The organism is Marisediminitalea aggregata (genome assembly GCF_900129565.1).
GTDB lineage: Bacteria > Pseudomonadota > Gammaproteobacteria > Enterobacterales > Alteromonadaceae > Alteromonas > Alteromonas aggregata.
Map to the genome: position 1 here is coordinate 371819 of NZ_FQWD01000006.1, position 19110 is coordinate 390928.

The 19110-nt window shown below is 49.5% G+C and carries 16 protein-coding genes; 6 read left to right on the forward strand and 10 right to left on the reverse strand.

Going from position 1 to position 19110, the window contains the following annotated elements; translation table 11 throughout:
* Nucleotides 1-19: 19 nt before the first annotated feature.
* The 3 genes from BUB81_RS18290 to BUB81_RS18300 form a co-directional block, all read right to left on the reverse strand.
* A complete protein-coding gene (locus tag BUB81_RS18290; protein ID WP_073324777.1) occupies nucleotides 20-1177 on the reverse strand; it encodes an MFS transporter in 1158 nt (385 codons plus the stop codon).
* A gap of 106 nt (nucleotides 1178-1283) precedes the next feature.
* Complete coding sequence (locus BUB81_RS18295; protein ID WP_073324778.1) at nucleotides 1284-1823, reverse strand: SRPBCC family protein; 540 nt, start codon at nucleotides 1821-1823, stop codon at nucleotides 1284-1286.
* A gap of 44 nt (nucleotides 1824-1867) precedes the next feature.
* On the reverse strand, nucleotides 1868-2827 hold the full coding sequence (locus BUB81_RS18300; protein ID WP_073324779.1) for a nucleoside hydrolase: 960 nt from the start codon (nucleotides 2825-2827) through the stop codon (nucleotides 1868-1870).
* A 260-nt stretch (nucleotides 2828-3087) separates the two neighbouring features.
* Here BUB81_RS18300 and glgC point away from each other — a divergent pair, with 260 nt between their 5' ends.
* Complete coding sequence (gene glgC, locus BUB81_RS18305) at nucleotides 3088-4368, forward strand: glucose-1-phosphate adenylyltransferase (protein ID WP_073324780.1); 1281 nt, start codon at nucleotides 3088-3090, stop codon at nucleotides 4366-4368.
* A gap of 50 nt (nucleotides 4369-4418) precedes the next feature.
* Here glgC and BUB81_RS18310 read toward each other — a convergent pair whose 3' ends face one another.
* Complete coding sequence (locus BUB81_RS18310) at nucleotides 4419-5681, reverse strand: spinster family MFS transporter (RefSeq protein ID WP_245819274.1); 1263 nt, start codon at nucleotides 5679-5681, stop codon at nucleotides 4419-4421.
* Nucleotides 5682-5854: 173 nt separating this feature from the next.
* Here BUB81_RS18310 and BUB81_RS18315 point away from each other — a divergent pair, with 173 nt between their 5' ends.
* Nucleotides 5855-6673 carry a thioesterase family protein gene (locus BUB81_RS18315; protein WP_073324781.1) on the forward strand — a complete coding sequence of 273 codons (819 nt, stop codon included), beginning with the start codon at nucleotides 5855-5857 and terminating at the stop codon, nucleotides 6671-6673.
* 70 nt (nucleotides 6674-6743) lie between these two features.
* Here BUB81_RS18315 and BUB81_RS18320 read toward each other — a convergent pair whose 3' ends face one another.
* The 4 genes from BUB81_RS18320 to BUB81_RS18335 form a co-directional block, all read right to left on the reverse strand.
* Nucleotides 6744-9692, reverse strand: a complete 2949-nt coding sequence (locus tag BUB81_RS18320; protein WP_073324867.1) for a TonB-dependent receptor — start codon at nucleotides 9690-9692, stop codon at nucleotides 6744-6746.
* Between the two features lie 65 nt (nucleotides 9693-9757).
* Complete coding sequence (locus tag BUB81_RS18325) at nucleotides 9758-12403, reverse strand: glycoside hydrolase family 16 protein (RefSeq protein WP_073324782.1); 2646 nt, start codon at nucleotides 12401-12403, stop codon at nucleotides 9758-9760.
* A 299-nt stretch (nucleotides 12404-12702) separates the two neighbouring features.
* Nucleotides 12703-13551 carry an HDOD domain-containing protein gene (locus tag BUB81_RS18330; RefSeq protein WP_073324783.1) on the reverse strand — a complete coding sequence of 283 codons (849 nt, stop codon included), beginning with the start codon at nucleotides 13549-13551 and terminating at the stop codon, nucleotides 12703-12705.
* Nucleotides 13552-13662: 111 nt separating this feature from the next.
* Nucleotides 13663-14694, reverse strand: coding sequence for a 2-dehydropantoate 2-reductase (locus tag BUB81_RS18335; RefSeq protein ID WP_073324784.1), 1032 nt, complete (start codon nucleotides 14692-14694; stop codon nucleotides 13663-13665).
* A gap of 157 nt (nucleotides 14695-14851) precedes the next feature.
* Here BUB81_RS18335 and BUB81_RS18340 point away from each other — a divergent pair, with 157 nt between their 5' ends.
* On the forward strand, nucleotides 14852-16090 hold the full coding sequence (locus tag BUB81_RS18340; RefSeq protein WP_073324868.1) for a glycosyltransferase family 4 protein: 1239 nt from the start codon (nucleotides 14852-14854) through the stop codon (nucleotides 16088-16090).
* A 12-nt stretch (nucleotides 16091-16102) separates the two neighbouring features.
* On the opposite strand, the gene BUB81_RS18345 is transcribed toward BUB81_RS18340, so the two are convergent.
* Nucleotides 16103-16507: a SufE family protein gene (locus tag BUB81_RS18345; RefSeq protein ID WP_245819276.1), complete on the reverse strand. Its 405-nt coding sequence runs from the start codon at nucleotides 16505-16507 to the stop codon at nucleotides 16103-16105.
* On the reverse strand, nucleotides 16485-16844 hold the full coding sequence (locus tag BUB81_RS18350) for a DUF2750 domain-containing protein (RefSeq protein WP_073324786.1): 360 nt from the start codon (nucleotides 16842-16844) through the stop codon (nucleotides 16485-16487). Before BUB81_RS18350 ends, BUB81_RS18345 begins: the two co-directional genes overlap by 23 nt.
* Before the next feature lie 215 nt (nucleotides 16845-17059).
* Here BUB81_RS18350 and xthA point away from each other — a divergent pair, with 215 nt between their 5' ends.
* The 3 genes from xthA (at nucleotide 17060) to BUB81_RS18365 (ending at nucleotide 19071) form a co-directional block, all read left to right on the forward strand.
* Nucleotides 17060-17869 carry an exodeoxyribonuclease III gene (gene xthA / locus BUB81_RS18355; RefSeq protein WP_073324787.1) on the forward strand — a complete coding sequence of 270 codons (810 nt, stop codon included), beginning with the start codon at nucleotides 17060-17062 and terminating at the stop codon, nucleotides 17867-17869.
* 3 nt (nucleotides 17870-17872) lie between these two features.
* Nucleotides 17873-18523 carry an energy-coupling factor ABC transporter permease gene (locus BUB81_RS18360; protein WP_073324788.1) on the forward strand — a complete coding sequence of 217 codons (651 nt, stop codon included), beginning with the start codon at nucleotides 17873-17875 and terminating at the stop codon, nucleotides 18521-18523.
* Nucleotides 18524-18633: 110 nt separating this feature from the next.
* Nucleotides 18634-19071: a hypothetical protein gene (locus BUB81_RS18365; protein ID WP_073324789.1), complete on the forward strand. Its 438-nt coding sequence runs from the start codon at nucleotides 18634-18636 to the stop codon at nucleotides 19069-19071.
* Nucleotides 19072-19110: the final 39 nt, after the last annotated feature.

Here is a 19110-nt window from a genome sequence, read left to right on the forward strand (position 1 = left end):
AAACTGCCCTACATTGGTGTTATTTTTCAGACGGCAGGATCAGTGTTAACAGCATGCCTGCCGTCAAAGCACCCGACATAATCGCGACAATATTAAGGTCTGTCGTTGCCGACAACATTGCATATAACGCGCCAAATCCCAGCAAAATAATGCCAATCGCGGTATTGCTGAACGCAACCAGTTCGGTACGATCCTGCCCTTCTTTAACATCCAGACTGTAAGTTTTTCTGCCTGTCCTCACCCCGGTATGCGCCACTGCCAGTACAAAAAAGCTGAAACCTGCGGTGTAAACATTGTGTTCGGGTAGCCAGTTCAACAAAGCACATGCCAGTAACGCGAGTCCACCAGCCAACTGCAAAGTGAGGCGAGCGCTTTTGTCGGCCACACTGCCCCAGATAAACGACGACAGCATGGTCGCCAGCGCCTGAGCGGCCAGAAAATACGGCAGTAATTGCATTGCATCCTGCTCACTTTGCACCATAAAGTAAGGTGCAAGTAATGCACTGTGAACAAACAGTCCGCGCACTAAAATAAACCGATAAACAGTGCTGTCGAATCGCCAGTTAAACCCGCTGGAACCATCCTCTTCAGTTTCTACGCGGGTGTGGTTGGCGTAAAGAATGACCAGTCCGACGGTAAAGGCACCTGCGGCAAACAATGTGATCCCCGACGCGACCTTATTGCCCAAGTCCTCTCCCATGAAAGTGAGCGGCACCGCTATAGCCAGGGTCAGAATACCGGAGATGGTAGACGCAATGCCAAGCAACTTGCCTCTTTCTCCCTGTTCGACAATGTCTGCCTGAATATCTTTCATACTAAGTGAACACGCTGACCGTCCGAGACTCAGCAGCACCAACGCAGCTAACATACACCAGCCCGCTGTTGCCCCTTCAAGGAATAATGCAGCAGCCGCGATGCCAAGCACTGAAAGAATCTGAACATGCATACCGACACGCCAAACACGGTGCCTGGCTGGCAATCGCCTCAGCAACACACCCAACGGTGCCTGGGGGAGCAATGCGCCAGACTCGCGAATAGGTACTAACCATCCCAGCATCCAGGCAGGTGCACCGGCCGCTAGTAATAAAGCAGGTAACGTGGTTTTCGCCGAGATCAGCAGATCCGCGAGCTTACTGGCACTGAGTGAAGCAATGAGTTTGCGTTGACGAGCATTCATTAGTTTTTCTGTTTAAAACGGAATGGGCTTAATTAAAGTACTACATTTCATACAGATACGCTTTACTTTACGAATAAGATCGCCTTAATAATCGAGCTTGTTCACCCTATGAGGCGGTAAAGTTGTTTTCAGCAAGTACTTTAATATTTTCTAAACCGACGTCGAGGTCGCGGCCTAATTTGTCGTCAAAGGTGAGTAATTTATAGCGGTCGATGATATTAAGTCCAACGTCGCCATGGCTACTCCAGATCACGCGGGTTTTGTTGTCGAACGCTTCAAGGCGTATTTCACCGGTTGCCTCAATACCGTGGGTCACATTTTGCATTGAATAGGTCAGCTTTCGATTGAATTGTAGAGCGCTAATCTCGATAGAGCCAATCCCTAATACCTCACTCTGCCACTGAACCCGCATACCAATAGCACGATCGGGCCCGTCATAGGAGTAAATAGCGGCAGCATCACGCTGACCCCAACTGCTCCACTGCTGCCATTTTCGCAGGTCAACAAGCATGGGGTAAATGTCGCCAGGGGCCGCTTCAACTTCAATTGAACGCTCAATACGGTATTCGCTGGGTAAAATAACGCCGACCAGACCAACGAAGACCAGTATGATGATGATGTTTAACGCAGCTTTGCTCCCCGGCATAGCGTCCCCTGTTTGTAACGACCCAGAGGAATTATAACATCAATTTAACAATTTGAGAGATTTACTGCTTTTTTTGACTGTAACAGCTGAAAAATGTAGTCAATGACTTTCGGCGCATCTGCATCACAGAGCCACTCACATTCAAATCCTGTACTTTCCTGCCAAATTTGCCCGGCGTTCGGTGTACGCACAGAAGCAAGGCATTTGCCTTTCGACACGGTTAACGCATCAGGTGCCACGCCAAGCACACAGGTCGCCAGTACGTCCCACATAAAATAAGTAAATTCATAAGCAGGTATCGCGGTTACCGTTGCCGCCCAGCACTGTCCGGCCAACTCCGACAATGGTGTGCCGATTTCTGATAACGCTTGCAGAAAATCCCAGCTAACCGGCAACCGGTTGGTGGCGTCCAAGGGGACGAGCAACAACGGCAACTCCGCCGCCAGCAAATCGTATGTAGCCTGAGGATGCCAGTAAGCATTCCATTCCGCCGTGCCATTGTGATCGTGCATGGCCACATTCCCACGCACATCAATCGCACCGCCCATCCACACTACCCTGGCAATGTTTTGTTTTAATGCCGGCGTTTGTTGTACAGCAGCAGCCAGATTAGATGCCGGCCCAGTCATCAGTACCGTAGCTGGTTCGCTGCTGGACTCGATAACTTGCTTCATTAGAGCGTGTGCGGGCTCTGAAACACATTGCGATTGATCAGCTTTGCTACGCAAAAACGCAGGCAATGCCCGACAAAAACGAGGCTGGGCGCGCCAATCTGCCGGAAAAGGATTCGGTCCGATTATGTCACCTACTGCTACCTTCACGTCTGTAGCATTAAACATATGCAAAATTTTAAGGGTGGATTCCAGGGCGTCATCGGGGTAGCAGTCAGCCGGGGTTATGCACACCGCTTTTAGCTCGATATGCGGCATACACAGCAATAAAATGAGCGACAGCAAATCATCGATTCCGCCGTCGTGGTCAAAAATAACAGGTTGTTTAGGCATGATATGTATTCAAACTGAAAAAGAAGAAAAATGGCAGTTTGCCAATCGGGTCTTGCCGGTACATTACAATAATTCAGGCAGAATGCCAGCATATTTAAATCTTTGTAAATACTGGCTTGAGCAATATTTATACTCAGCGTAAGATAGTGAAAAGTAATACAATTTACAGTGCATTGTTTCAGTACTGAACATTGCCAACCTCAGGTACTCACCCGACCACTTGGATGATTGCCGACTGTGCGTGTCAGAAGGAGAATAGAATGGCCGACAACAGCTCTCGTTATATCAGTAACCTAACCCGAGATACTTATGCTCTCATCCTCGCAGGAGGACGAGGTTCACGATTACATGAGCTGACTACCTGGCGTGCCAAACCTGCACTCTATTTTGGTGGTAAATTCCGTATTATCGACTTCCCGCTGTCTAATTGCATTAACTCTGGTATTCGGCGCATTGGCGTTATCACTCAGTACAAGTCTCACTCACTTATCCGTCACCTGGTTCGGGGTTGGGGTCACTTCAAAAAGGAACTGGGTGAATCAGTTGAAATTCTACCTGCATCACAGCGTTTTTCTGAAAACTGGTACGAAGGAACAGCCGATGCGGTATTCCAGAACATCGATATTATTCGTGAAGAATTACCTAAGTACGTAATGATCCTGTCGGGCGACCATATTTACCGCATGGACTATGGTGATCTGCTGGCAAGACACGTTGAAACCGGCGCTAAAATGACCGTGTGCTGTATGAAGGTACCACTGCAGGAAGCCGCAGGTGCATTTGGTGTCATGTCGGTGGATGAAGATCTGCGCATTAAGGGCTTTACCGAAAAACCAGAATCGCCAGATCCTGTGCCAGGCGAGCCAGATATGTGTCTGGCGTCTATGGGTAACTATGTGTTTGAAACCGAGTTCCTGTTTGAACAACTACGTCGCGACGCGGAAACATCAGGCTCTGAACGTGATTTCGGTAAAGACATCATTCCAAGCATTATTCAGGATCACGATGTGTACGCCTATCCATTCCAAAGCAACGACAACGAACACGTTTACTGGCGTGATGTGGGTACCCTGGATTCATTCTGGGAAGCCAATATGGAAATGGTTGCCCCTGTTCCTGCCCTGAACCTGTACGATCGTAAATGGCCTATCTGGACCTATCAGGAGCAATTGCCACCGGCGAAATTCGTGTGGGAAGATCAGGACCGTCGTGGTGAAGCCATCAACTCCGTCGTCTCTGGTGGCTGTATCATTTCTGGTTCAACCCTGCGACGCTCGCTGTGTTTCTCAAACGTTCGCGTGCATTCTTATGGGCTGATTGAAGAAGCGGTGTTATTACCGGATGTCGAGATTAAGCGCCATTGCCGTCTACGCAAAGTCATTATCGACCGCGGGTGCGTGATCCCGGAAGGCATGGTAATTGGTTATGATCACGATGAAGACCGCCGCAGAGGATTCCGGGTCTCGCCCAAAGGCGTAGTGCTGGTTACCCGTGAAATGCTGGGCCAACCGGTTGGTGGTGCGATGATTCCGCAAGACTAATTTGACGGTGTTATTTTGTAAACGGGCAACACTGGTTGCCCGTTTTTCGTTTAGTGAGCTGACGCTACAGCATCAAGGTCTTTTTCCAAACGAAACGCGGTCCACACAAACGCCAATACAGACAATGCAAAAGGAACCGCCAGGTATTTGAACGCCAGTAACAACGCCCCCATTTCACCCAACTCTGCCATATTGGACTCACTGACCAGACCAACAAAAGTAGGCCCGCCGCCAAGTGCAATTAAATTCAGCACAAAAAAGCATACCGCGGTAGACATAGCACGGCATTGGGCCGGAGCCAGCGACTGCACCATAGCGAAGCACGGGCCAAAATAGGTGCCAGACGTTACCAGTAACAGCGTAAAACCGGCTATCGCCAGATAAAGCTGCTCTGTGTGTATCGCCACAAAAAATGCCGGCACGCCAATGCACAGGGCGATCGCAGGAAGCAACGCATACGCCCCTTTGAAGCGCTGCCCCCAGCGGTCGGCAATCACCCCACCAGCCCATACCCCGAGGGCATACAAGGTGCCATTGATAACACCGAATATGACCAATAACTCAACAATATCCGTGTCGGTAAAACGACGTACAAAAAAGTCCATTTGCCAGCCGGTAATTGCATAGTTTGCAAATGAGGAAAGTGTGATCCCCATCACCATGCCCCACCAACTGGGCACAGAGATAAAAGTTTTTATGCCTGCAACTAATGAAAGTGAACGGGTGGTTGACGCCCCTTGCCTTGCGGGCTCATTCACAGTGAATTTCAGCACCAGTGCCAGTAACACACCGGGTAAGCCAACGGCAATCATCACCGCACGCCAGTTTGCTTCCCCGCCGCTAAGCATAAATGCCGATGCCAGATAAGCCAGCATAATGCCAAGCGGAATACCTAGCGAATACAGGGCTATTGCGGTTGCGCGTCGACTGACAGGAAATAAATCAGCGATAATACTGTGTGCTGGTGGCGTCCCGCCCGCTTCTCCAATCCCCACACCAAGCCTGCACAATGCCAGTTGCCAATATTGTGTCGCAAGACCCGATAGCGCAGTAAAACCGCTCCACATCGTCAGAGAAACCGCAATAATATTCACCCTGTGAGTACGATCTGCCAACCACGCAATAGGTATGCCTGTAAGGGTATATAACATGGCGAAATAAATGCCTTTTAAATAGCCAAGTTGCGCATCGGTAAGTGCCATATCGGCTTTGATGAGCGGAGATAAAATACCAATGATTTGTCGGTCGACAAAGTTAAAGGCATAGACCAAGGTTAAAATAAGAAGCACATAATATGGTTTCTGTGCACGCATAGCAGGTGTTTGAGACATGGTGTTGTAAGCAATTATAAAGGTATATAAACAGGAATGAGTCGTGTTCTGTACAAAGCTAACAGATAATACCACACTAACCATAGTAAGCATTACCGGCAGCATTTGAGTTTAATCACGCCGATGCGGCCACAATTTAGGTAACCGAAGTCAGTATGCACATTGATCAATTATTAGCGTTAACGTCTGAGGCCAGCGAACAGTCTGCAATTCTCTGGCAGAGTACTCACCCGGGCTTGCCCAGTAATTGGGGCCAGGGGCGCACCGCATTTGGCGGCATTACCGCAGGACTCATCTATCACGCTCTGAATCAGGTAGTAGACAACGACCGTAATATCCGCGCCTACCATGTCAATTTCATCGGCCCGGTCAGTTTTGACACGCCGTTTGAGCTGGTAATTGAAGAACTGCGCACCGGCAGAAACATGTCGCAGTATCTGGGTAAACTGGTTCAAAACGACCGGGTTTGCGTGTGTGTACAAGCCTGCTTTGGTGTAGGACGTAAGTCTAAAATTCACGTCGACAAACTGCCCGAGCACAACATGGCTATCCCCAAAAAAGCCAAGTTTATTCCGCAAATTCCCAAGGTAACGCCGAATTTCTTCCGTCACTTTGAACTGGCGATTGAACAGGGACAGATCCCGTTTAGCTGGAGTAAACACAGTCACTACCACGGCTGGATGCGATTTAAACAACCACCGGCTACCTTTACACCTACACACCTGGTAACCATGATTGACTGCTGGCCGCCAGCCATTATCCAGCAATTGAAATTGCCTGCACCGGTGAGCACAGTAAGCTGGGATATTGAATTTGTGCAGCCACTGGAGGTGACCGAGGAAAACCCATGGTTTGGCTATCAGGTGGACACCAAACTCGCGGTTGATGGTTACGCCCACACCGAAGCGACCATCTGGGATAACAAACAACGCGTTGTCGCCCTGAGCCGTCAAACCATTGCGGTGTTCGATTAGTCTCTAACAGGCAAAAAAAAGCCCGGTTACTTACCTAACCGGGCTCTACACGTACTTCAACCACTATTCGTTAGTTGAAAGTATAACGCACACCGAGTGCATAACGTGTTCCGTACTGACGAGCAAACAAGAATTGCTCCTGATAACGACCATAACCCTGTTCCGTTTCATTCGTGATGTTTAATACATCCAGGAACATAGTCAGTGATTCGTTAATGTCATAATTTACGCTCATATCCCAGATACCAAAGTCTTTAAAGAACTGAGGTGGTGCATCTGCTGAGCCCTGAGCCTGACCCACACCTAACAGGTAATCGTCACGCCAGGCATAAGTCAGTTTCACCGACAGGCCATCTTTCTCGTAGAAACCCTGTAAGTTTGCTGAATCACCCAGACCGGTTAACGGCGCTTGTTGTGTCAGGCTGTCGACGTCAAATTCAACATCCCCTTCCACAAACGTAGCGTTCACACCAAAACCAAAGCCGCTCTCACCAAACAGGTGCTGAACCGCAACTTCGAAACCATCTACAGACTTAGAGTCGGTATTGGTTGGCTGGCTGATGTTCCATACGATCAACGGGTCGTTTGAATCCGGCTCAATCTGCCCATCGGCATTTCCGTGACCATTTGCCAGCATTTGATCAAAAATAGCCGTGCTGGTTGCCTGCTCTCCACGCGCTTCAATATCAGCAATGGCTTGTAAGTAACGTGGTCCATTGTAGATGTCATGCAAACCTTCAATCGTGGTTTCCGTGATTGTGGTCTGAATAAAGTTATCTACGTCTTTCCTGAAGTACACGATGGACGCATAACTGCCTTCGCCGTAGTAATAATCTAACGCGATATCCAGGTTAGTTGACTCAAATGGCAACAGGTTCGGGTTACCCTGACCACCGGTGCGAGCACCAGGTTTAGGGCTGCCACTTAACGAACGACCGCCCGCCAGGTTACCCAGCGGTGCACGAGCCATACTCTTACCCCATGACAAACGCGCCATCAGCTCTTCAGTCAGCTCAACACGCAAATCAATAGCAGGTAACAAGACATCATGTTTACCATACTGCGTGAGGAAGTTGTCTGTGCCACCTTCTTCGTACTGCATGATCCACTCAGAAGCACTCACCCAGTTTACCTGTTTTTCAACGCGTTGACGCACGGTACTGGTTACGTCGGTTTCTTCGTAACGCAAGCCTGCGATTAACTCTACCGGATAATCCTTAACATCGAAATCCCATTCCGTCTGGATATAGAAGCTATTCGTCACTTCTTCAACGTAGCTCTCGCTGTCGATACCATCGAAGTAGGCATCCGGCACATAAACGTCTGCCCCCATCAACTCTTCAGTCAGGAAAGCCATTTGACGCGCTACCGCTTCATCGAAGTCATAGGTGTAGTAGTAGTTTGGCATAAGCGCACTACCACCGCCGGCGAACGCATCCAGAAGGCCCGACGTATCGTGACGGGTAAACATGCTGTCCGGGAAGATTTCAGTAAAGCTCGGGTTAAAGCCCGGGCCACCGCGCAATCCACTCCAGGCAGAATGCCCGCCCATGGTTTGCTCAGTGCGAGCTAAACCAAATTTCACCACTGCCATTGGAATATCAAAAGCAGAATTAAACCACTCACCGTCGATTTGTAACTGCTCAATAGTTGACTCACCAGGCGAATGAATGAACTGGCTGAAGTTGGAATCAATTTCACTCGGCATCAGCTCATTGGTGCCATTGCGCCAGTTAATGTAGGCGTGCGGGATTTCACCCGTACGGTAATCATACACTTTGGAAATCAACTGGTCAGAACCAAGAATGATTTGACCATTGCTGCCCATGCCTTTGTCGGCACCGTTGTCGATTTCATTGTTGGAATCGTGATAGTCGAAGTTCAGCTTCAGGTCGTCATTTACCTGCCACTCAACGTTCAAACCAATCGAGCGAGCGTCAACTTCAGTAGTACCACGGCTCGCCGTGAATGAACCGTCGTTACCGCCGATATCGGCATAAAGCGCAGTGCCGTTTTCATCCAGCTCGTAGGCGTTGATGTTGCCGCCGAATTCGTTCCAGATACCCCAACCAATACTTTCCACACCAACCACTGAGTTAGTCACGGTGTAGTCCAGCGTGACTTTCACGTCTTCGGTAGGCGCATACTGCATGGTTAATTGTGCATTGGTACGCTCATTTTCAACGTCGTCAATACCGTAGTTCATGTCTTTCGGGAAGAAATGATTGCCAATGCGATCGCCATTTTCGTCAACGGCACGCGGGTCAATCACCAATGCATCATCCAGTTCCGGCAAGTCTACGTTGGCCTGCCAGCCTTGAATATTGGCTTGCTGACGCTGGAAATCACGCTGGTAGTGGTTAAAACTTAACGACACACCGAACGTATCATCGTTAAAGGTGTTGCTGTACACCCCTGCGATTTCTGGTGTAACTGTGTCGCCCTTCTCTACCGACTCATCGTGACGAGCTTTTGCCATGAACGAGTAGCGTTCACCCGGCTGAGCCAGCGGCTTAGTGGTAACAATATTCACCGTCGCGCCCAGACCACCACTTGGATTCGCTACAGTAGAAGTCTTGTACACTTCGAGGGTTTTAACCCCTTCGGCCGACAGGTTTTCCAGGCTGTATGAACGGGTAAAACCGGTACCCGGCATTTGACGGCCGTTCAGCGTGATCAGGTTGAACTCAGGGCCAAAACCACGCACGGTAATCTGGCTACCTTCACCGTTGTTACGGCTAACGGTAACACCTGGGATTCGCATCAGTGATTCAGCGAGGTTAGAGTCCGGGAATTTACCCATTTCTTCTGCAGAAATGGCATCCATTACCCCTGGCGTGCTGCGTTTCAGGTCCATGGCTCGTAATAAACTGCCGCGGATACCCTGTACTTCAATTACCTCAACCTGCGGCTCTGCCGCGTCATCCGCTTCTTGAGCCAGAACAGGCTGACCGGCAGCGCCCATCAGTAACGCTACAGATACCGCCAGACGACTTTTATTAAATGTTGTGTAGTTCATAATTGCGATACTCACGAAAAATTCTTTACCTTGTCAGGTGCCCGCAGGCACCTGGCGACTTCGGCTTATTCAGCCACAATCTCAACGTTATCCAGTCGGTACACCGCGCCGTTGCCGGTACCCCAGGCAGGGAATACCATGACAACGTCAAGGGCGCTGATGTCCAGTCCTGCGTTAAACAGTGACTGCAAGGTAAAGGTGTAGGTTTGCCATTGGCCAGTTACTGGCGCAGCACCTTCTACACTGTCAGTTAAATCAAGTTCTACGGCTGTTGCGGCATCGCCTGATTCGATTTTGAATTTCCACACTGCGTCCGGATCAGCTGGTGCTGACACCACTTTCATGTCAAAACGCACTACACCGGTCGCCAGTAAATTGGCTGCGTCGTAGTAAACACCGTCATCGGCAAGCAGCCCCATTACGGTTGGCGCTTCGCCAATGATGAACTGAGCAACGGCGCCTTTACTGTCGTCTTCATCAGTTTCAACCGTTGGTGTAGAACCGCCACAGCAATCCCAGATAGACCAGCCGTCTGCCGCAACATCAGCAAACAGCGTGATACCATTGGCAGATTCAGCAGATGGGTCGTAAATTTTCGCGTTGTCTACGCGATAAACTGCCCCTTCACCGGTTCCCCAGGCAGGGAAGATCATAATGACGTCAATCGCACTGACATCCAGGCCTGCCGCAGACAGGTCAGACAGTTTAAAGGTGTAGGTTTGCCATTCGCCGGTTACTGGCGCCAAACCTTGCTGACTTTCAGTAATAGGCAATTCAACCGCAGATGCTGCGTTGTCTGATTCCAGTTTGATTAACCAGGACGCATCCAGGCTTGAAGGTGCATCCACCACTTTCATTTCAAACTCAAACACGCCGGTTTCAAGAATGCTGCTGGCATCGAACGGGGTATCGCCACCGCCGTTTGCACCGCGGGTAATGAAGCCCATAACAGTGGGTGACGCACCAATGCTAAATTGTGCAACCAGGCCGTGCTCATCGTCATCCAGTTCTTCCGTTGGCATTGAGCCACCGCAGCAGTCCCACATTACCCAATTCGGGTTTTCGCCGTCGTCAAAGAACACCACTTCCGGGGTTGGCGCGGTAATTTTCACATTGTCCATTTGATACACAGCGCCTTCACCGGTACCCCAGGCAGGGAAAATCATCAACACGTCAATGGCCGACACATCAAGACCTGCATCTGCCAGTGATTGAAGGGTAAACACATAGGTTTGCCACTCGCCCGTTTGCGGCACAACACCATCACGGTTCGCCGCCAGTTCAATTTCTACGGCGCTGGAAGCGTTGTTACTTTCAACTTTGAACATCCACACTGAGTCTGGATTGCTAGGTGCAGAAACAATTTTCATATCAAATGAAATCACACCGCTTTCCAGCATCCCTGAGCCATCAAAAGGTGAAGCCTGCCCGTTTTCGTCAGTGATAAATTCACCACGGCTGATAAAACCGTTTACCGTAGGCTGAGCGCCAACGTAAAACTCGGTCACTGCGCCCATGTCAGGGTCGTCGATTACCATAGGCGTTGAGCCGCCACAGCAATCCCATGCAGGCCAGTTTGGATTGGGTTCATCATCAAAAATTGTCAGGTTTTGTACCACACCAGAAGAGGGTGGAGAGGGAATGGGTGCTTCACCTTCAACCAACGCGTCATCCAGGCTTTCATAGCCTGGACGGACAGTTTCACAACCGCGGCCAGTGTCCGGATCAGAGGCACATTCATAGACACGCACGTAATCAATTACGTATTCCTGACCATTGGCAAACGCATCGGCATCAATACCCAGATTGTTTACGTTTTCCGGCCAGTCACCGCCCACAGCCAGGTTAAGTAACAAATGGAACTCCTGGTCGAATGGCGCAGTGTTCCAATAAGTGGATAATTCGCCCGTGATTTGATCGTAATATTCTGCGAACCAGCCGCGATGGCTCAAGCCCACAGCCTGCCCTTTTGAATCATAACGAACTTGTGACTGACGTTGTGTGGCATACAGATAGCCGTCCATATACCAGCGAATTTCGCCTTCCTGCCACTCAATGGCATAGGTGTGGAAATCGTCAGCAGGGTTTACACCGTCAGGTAAAGCATACGCTTTGCCTGAATTCACATTGTTTGGCCATTCGCGACCGTAATGCAATGTTCCGTAAATATTTGACTCAACATTGCCGTCGGCATCGGCCACTTTCAGGTTTACCGCTTCCATAATGTCGATTTCGCCCGACTTCGGCCAACCGCCATACACGTAGTCAGTAGGGAGCATCCAGAATGCAGGCCAGCTACCCTGCCCTGATGGCAGTTTGGCACGCATTTCAAAGCGGCCATATTTGAAGTCGCCTTTATAGCGGGTATTTAATCTGGCAGAGGTATAGGCTTTCTCGGCGCCTTCTTCTGCAGGCAGCGCCACAATGTGCAGCATGCCGTCAGCAAGGAATGAGTTTGCAGGATCGTCGGTGTAACATTGTTGTTCGTTGTTACCACCGCCTGCGCAGTTGACTTCGTGAGTCCACTTGTTGGTGTCGATAGCATTGCCATCAAATTCATCACTCCAGACTAACTGCCAATCACTCACCGGCTCGGATGGATCAACAACAGTAAAATCTGACTCAGTTTTGGCGCTTCCGCCGCATCCCATCATGGTTGCCGCTGTTACAGCAACAAATAAGCGGGAGAGTTGCGTGGTTGTGTTTTTCATTATTCAGCCCCGATAGAAACGGAATTTTTTGTAAATACAGAAACGGTAAAAACCGCCATGACCCTGTAAGCGCTTACACGAGCAAGAAGAAATACATGTAAGCGCTTACAAAGAATATTACATAAAATTGGGGAAGTAAAATTTTTTAACAAATATTTTACCGCATTAATTACGCGTGAATAATTTGTGAAATGTACTGAAGGTTGATAGCAGTGATTGATATGCACCACCGCTTGGGCGCTGTTTTAGCCCTTAGATAAAATACGACGAGAGCGCGTCATCGACGCCCTCTGTCCAGTCTAATAAAGCATAAATGCGCCTGGGTTAAACAGGCTGATCACACTCAAACACTGCAAATTTGTTATGTCGAGTGCGTCTTCCAAATCTTCGTGCTCAAACCCAAGCACTTCGTGAAGATGTGGCTTCAAATTGTTATAGCTCGGGTAAAGCTCCGGATTTACATTGTCCAGCGCTAACACGTACGCGAGCTGGATCAACTGTTCATCCAACCCCTCAGCCGGCTCTGTTGTGTTGTGAATAGTTTCCAGAGGCTTATAAACGGCCTCAGGTATCCCCCACTCTTTTATCAGTGCGGCCGATAAATCAGCATAAGTAAATCCGCAAATAGCGGCTTGTAGCTCAGCGGGTTTCACCCTGGCGTTATAGGCCGTACAGCGCTGTGCCTCATTCGGATACACTGACACAATAACCAACTCGCCAATATTGTGAAGCAAGCCAGCCACAAACAGCCTTTCGGCCTCTTTGTGGCGCTTTCGTTCCGCCAGATATTTTGCCAGTAACCCACAGCTTACGCTTTGTTCCCAGAACCGGTCGAGGTCGATGATTTTCGCTTCAACGTCTTTGAAGGCATGGGATATGCCGTAGGCCAGCGCTAAATCATAAGCCGCTCTGGTGCCTATGACCTGTAGCGCTTTACTGATCGTTTCTATTTTATTGGGGAATTTATACAACGCACTGTTAGCCACTTTTAACAGTTGCGCAGTTAAACCCGGATCAAAGGCAATGATTTCACCAATATCGTCTATGCTGGCGGCGCTGTCATCCATACAAGCTTTTAAGCGTGTCACAGCATCGGGCAAAACAAAGATTTCACTTGCCTGACTAGCTAATTCACTGACACTTTTCATACGAATCCCTAATTCGAATTTGTGAAGTCAAACATGACGTGTAGCAGAAACGACGCCATTGTATGGATATAGTCCAATTTCACAAGCTACGCCAATATTTACGCCGAAAAATTAGCCTAAAATGGCGGTTTTCAGTTGCTTAGGGGATATCTGAGTTGAATTGCCTGCTTTTGGGCATTTGACGGTTATGTTTTGTACCCATTGTGTAATTGTGTCATTAGCCGGACAAGGCACACCTAATTGCTTGCCGATTTGCACAACAGCGCCATTTAAATACTGAACTTCTGTGGTTTTTCCTGCCTGCAGATCCCACCACATTGAGGAACGGGCTGTCGGGTCAATATCCAGCATTTTTGAGGCAATACGGCGAAACAGCCAGTTCGGCAACCGCAATAAACGTGGTATCCAGTGAGCTGGGACTTTCGTAAGCTGCGGCAGCTTTAGCTGTTGTGTTTTCGCCACCAATAACAGCTCATCCATTAGTGTAGCGATAATTGATCTGTAATGCCTATTTTGAAGCATATCCCTGATGGGAACATCAGCCAGAGCATTAACGGCATTAGCCAGGTTGAGTTGGAGCTTCGCCCAGCAATAAGCCTCCATATCTTGTGGCCAGAAAACAGGTAACAGGGTCGTACGATCACAACTGAGCCAACCGGGTTGCAAGTTGTCAGTTGAACCTGTTTCCAGAGCCAACACACCTTCTGTGGAGCGGCGAAGTTCAGAACACTCACTATCCCACACCACATTAAACCCCACAATGCCTTGTATTACGGTACAGTGCGGAAGGTGTGCCTTGACGCTTTCTACGCTACCTATGCCATTCTGACAACAAATCAGCGTGCAGCCATTGCCAAGTTTGCTCTGCAATTCTGCCAGTACTTCGTTCAGTGCCGTACACTTGACCGTTAGCCAAATAACCGCGTTTTCGAGCTGCTCCGGTAAATGCGTATGGATCTGTGCGGGCGTCGCCCGAAAAGAAGCTTTGGCTCCGGTATAGTCTGCAAGGGTGAAACCATTGATAAGGCGTTCATTCCACAAAGGTCGCCCCACAAACGCCACCTCATGGCGTTGACTCAACACTCCGCCAAGGTAACTGCCAATCAGGCCACTGCCGTAGATCCAATGTACGCGACTTTTCACTCATACCCCGAGGTCATTTGATGCAATGCCCACTATGCCATAGCTCTTTTGTCAAACCCAGTAAATCGATTCAGTCACAATCGACTGGCACGCTTATTATATGCATGCGGAGCGTGCTACACTTGCCGCCTCTGTAAGCAGGCAAACGTTAAAAAACATGGCAAAAACCGTATTGGTCATTGGTGCAGTATGGCCAGAGTCGAACTCTTCTGCAGCGGGACAGAATATGTCCGGGTTATTGCGGGCTTTTTATCAGCACAACTTTTCAATTGTATTTGCCTCTGCCGCCACCGACAGCCTGCACGCCGATGATGTAAGCGAATACGGCGTTACCAATGTTCCCATTAGCATTAACGACGACGCGTTTGATGACATGATAAGTGAACTGCAACCCGACGTTGTGGTGTTCGACAGGTACATGACAGAAGAACAATTCTCCTGGCGTGTGCGCAAGCACTGCCCTCAGGCGTTGCACCTGCTAAACACCGAAGATCTGCACAGTTTACGCTATGCCCGCCACGATGCGGTAAAGCGCACAGGCTCTGCAGAGAACGCCGAACTGAACAATACGCTGGCACATCGGGAGATCGCGGCAATACTGCGCAGCGATATTAGCCTTGTCATTTCTTCCTATGAATATGCGTTATTGGTAAACACCTATCAGGTGCCCGCGCAGCAACTTATTTTGCTACCACTTCAGCCGCCGGTCATTAAAGATAATACAGAATCACTGAAGTTGGATTTTGCGCAGCGTCAACACTTCATGACGGTCGGTAATTTCCGGCATGCCCCGAACTGGGACAGTGTACTGCAGCTGCATCAACATGTCTGGCCCGCTATCCGTAAGCAATTACCCCATGCCGAGCTGCATATTTACGGCGCCTACCCCCCTAAAAAAGCCACGGCGCTGCACAATCCCAAGTCGGGCTTTCTTGTAAAAGGCTGGATTAATGATGTCGATCTGGTTATGGCGCAAAGCAAAGTTTGTATAGCCCCGTTGCGTTTTGGTGCAGGCGTGAAAGGCAAGCTGTTGACGGCTTTATTGCATCAGACGCCGTCGGTAACAACGCCAATTGGAGCTGAAGGCATTGCCACACATGAAAACTGGCCAGGCGCAGTGGAATCAGAGTACGATGCTTTTGTTCGGGCCGCTGTGGAATTGTACACCAATGAATCGCGCTGGCAGCAGGCAAGCAACCGGTGCCCGGCGCTTTTCAGTGACTACAAAACGTCAGTAATTAATGGCAATACTGCGCTGTTTGCGCAAATAGAACTGGCTTGTAACGATATCGCAGCCTATCGCGGGCCACTGCTGCAACAAGGCATGGTCTGGCACCACAGTTTGCGAAGCACGCAGTTTATGTCGCAGTGGATCGAAGCGAAGAACCGCTTGTGACCCGCACAAGCCCTAAGACTGAATACGCGCCACCACGTCTTTAATGCCGTTTGCTCGAGATTGACTCAAATAACGATCCAGCCCGATAGCAGAAAAATAAGCATGAAAATCAAACTGGCGCAGGTCGTCAGGTGACAGCGTATTCACCTTTTCCTGGATGATCGCCAACACGCCGCGAATGATTTTGCTGTCTGACCACGCCAACATGGAACACGTTGGCAAGATATCGTCAGACAACGTCAGCCAAACCCGGCTCTGACACCCCTTCACCTCGTTGTCATCGTTACGCCTTTCAACGGGCAGAACAGCCAACTGCTTTCCGGCTAACATAAGCTGCCGCAACATATTGTCCCACCCTTTGGCGAGAGCGAGTTGCTGGGCAAGCGGTAGCGCGTTATTCGTCATCGAGTTGTTCACGCAACTCATCCGGCCCCGTTACAATACCCTCGCGCAAAGTACCTGCCGGAAACAGAACCAGCGCCACGTTGTTCTTTTTCAAGCCAGGCAACCAGGTGCTGGTAAACTCGTCCATTGCAATCGCCTGTGGCTGACTGTCGGGTAAGTCTTTTCGCTGCCAGCTGGCTACGCTTTCTTCATCGGGCCATAGTGGCAGACAGGTTTGTGATTCCAGCTCAACCATAACCCAGCCTTCTTTACCCATTAAACCCCAGATCTGGCCGGTTTCCTGGATTTTCTCAACCAGATACTCTGCGCGCTCGCGCGCTGGCAACTCACTTTTTTGTTGTTCAGTCACGTTTGTGTTCCACCGTCAAAATTGCGCGCAGTATAGCACACGCGACATTGTGAAAAAGGCCACCAGCCGTGACTTTTTGCCTGTCTTCCGTGACGATAATGGTTGTGAGTAACGCGAATGGGGCGAATTGCGGATTTCAGCCATAAAGGCGGTTATACCCCGAAAGGCTTTCTGATAAACTTCGCCTATATCGATTCACAGCAGTTAGCAAAACTATGAAAGTCATTTCTTTTAATATCAATGGTATCCGTGCTCGCCTTCATCAACTCAGCGCGCTGATAGAGAAACACCAGCCCGACGTGATTGGGTTGCAGGAAATCAAAGTAGACAACCCGCAATTTCCGGTAAAAGACATTGAGGCCATGGGTTACCAGGTGTTTTACCACGGCCAGAAAAGCCACTATGGTGTCGCTTTTATGGTGAAACAAACGCCAAAGCACGTACAGTACGGATTTCCCACTGATGACGACGATGCACAGCGTCGTATGATCATGATCACTGTTGAAAACGACGCGGGAGAACCGGTTACCATCTTAAATGGCTACTTCCCGCAAGGCGAGAATCGCAGTCATGAAACCAAATTCCCTGCCAAACAAAAGTTCTACAGTGACCTGATGGGATACTTAACAGAACATCACACGCCAGATGACAATGTGATCATAATGGGCGACATGAATATCTCGCACACCGACAACGACATTGGCATTGGTGAAGACAACCGCAAACGCTGGTTACGTACCGGCAAGTGCAGCTTCCTGCCAGAAGAGCGTGAATGGTTGAACACGCTGCTGGACTGGGGTTTACACGACAGTTTCCGTGCACAAAACCCGGATTGCAATGAGCAATTCAGCTGGTTTGATTACCGCTCAAAGGGCTTTAACGATAACCGCGGACTGCGTATCGATCTGATTCTGGGCACACAGAGTATGCATAATAAACTGGCAGAAACCGGCATCGATTATGAATTACGCGGTATTGAGAAACCTTCGGATCACGCCCCTATCTGGGCGACGTACAAGGGTTAAACCATGACCACACTTCAATTAGTGGGGTTAGTCGGTTTTGTGCTGTTGCTGGCTTACATAGTCAGGCACATTGACTGGCAAGCACTGGTCGCCAATAAACAGAAGCAGCACATGTTATTTGGCTGTGCTGCCGCGGTATTTTTCCTGTGGGTGTTTCGCGCCAGTGTGCCCGGAGGCCCGAGCCCCAGTGTTCACTTCATGTGGCTGGTAGCCCTGGCCTTAATTCTGGGCTTCCGGTTTTCCATTATTGCCGCCACACTGGCACTGCTGGGCGTGACCATTGTTGGCAAGGAAAGCTGGGCAATGCTGGGCGTAAATGGTTTGCTGGGCGTCGCTGCGCCTATCGCCTTTGGTTACCTGATTTTTATGCTGGCATTCCACAAATTGCCGCGCAATCTGTTTATCTACATTTTTATGTGTGCCTTTCTGCCCGGGGCATTGGCAATCGCGCTAAAGATTGCTCTGATGAGTGGATATTATGTTATGGATGACGTATACACCTGGAGTACAGTCAAAGACAGCTACCTTATTTTGATCCCGCTGCTTTTGTTTCCGGAAGGCATGCTTAACGGCATGACCATGACCATCCTGATCATTTATTTTCCGGGTCTGGCTTACACATTCCACGACAAATTCTACATTGACGGCAAGTAATCTCGCGGGTAAAGAACAATGCCGTTCTTTACCCAACTATTACGTCTGTTGACGCAACCCTTCCCCCTGCAGTCACTCCAAAGTGCATAACTTAACAGAGGATATGCACCATGAGCCCATTTCGCATTTTACTTTCGGCCATCTCATCAACGTTGATTGTCACCAGTTGCGCCAGTCAGCCTGAGCCGCCTGTAACGCCCCCCGACTTCTTTCATACCAATATTTCTGTGGAGGGCGCTAAACGTTTCAGCTTTAGCATAGCGGTTATGGCAGGAAACAAGGGCAAGGACAGCCGGGTCAAACTCAATGGTGGGCCAATGCCCAAAATGGGTAAAACACCGCCAGACGGTAAAGGTCCGCATATCGATCCCACCAGCAAACTCTATGAACATCTGGAAGCCAAACTCAGCGAAACCGGTTACTGCCGTGAAGGTTACACCGAAATCGACACCTACCAAACCGAAAGCCGATTAAACCTCATTGGCGAATGCAACGAGACAGCCACGGAACAGGACCGGGTGTTTTTTGTAAATCGGTATGGGTATTAGTATGTTAGGTAATGCGCTTCCCCATTCTGAGAATGGGGA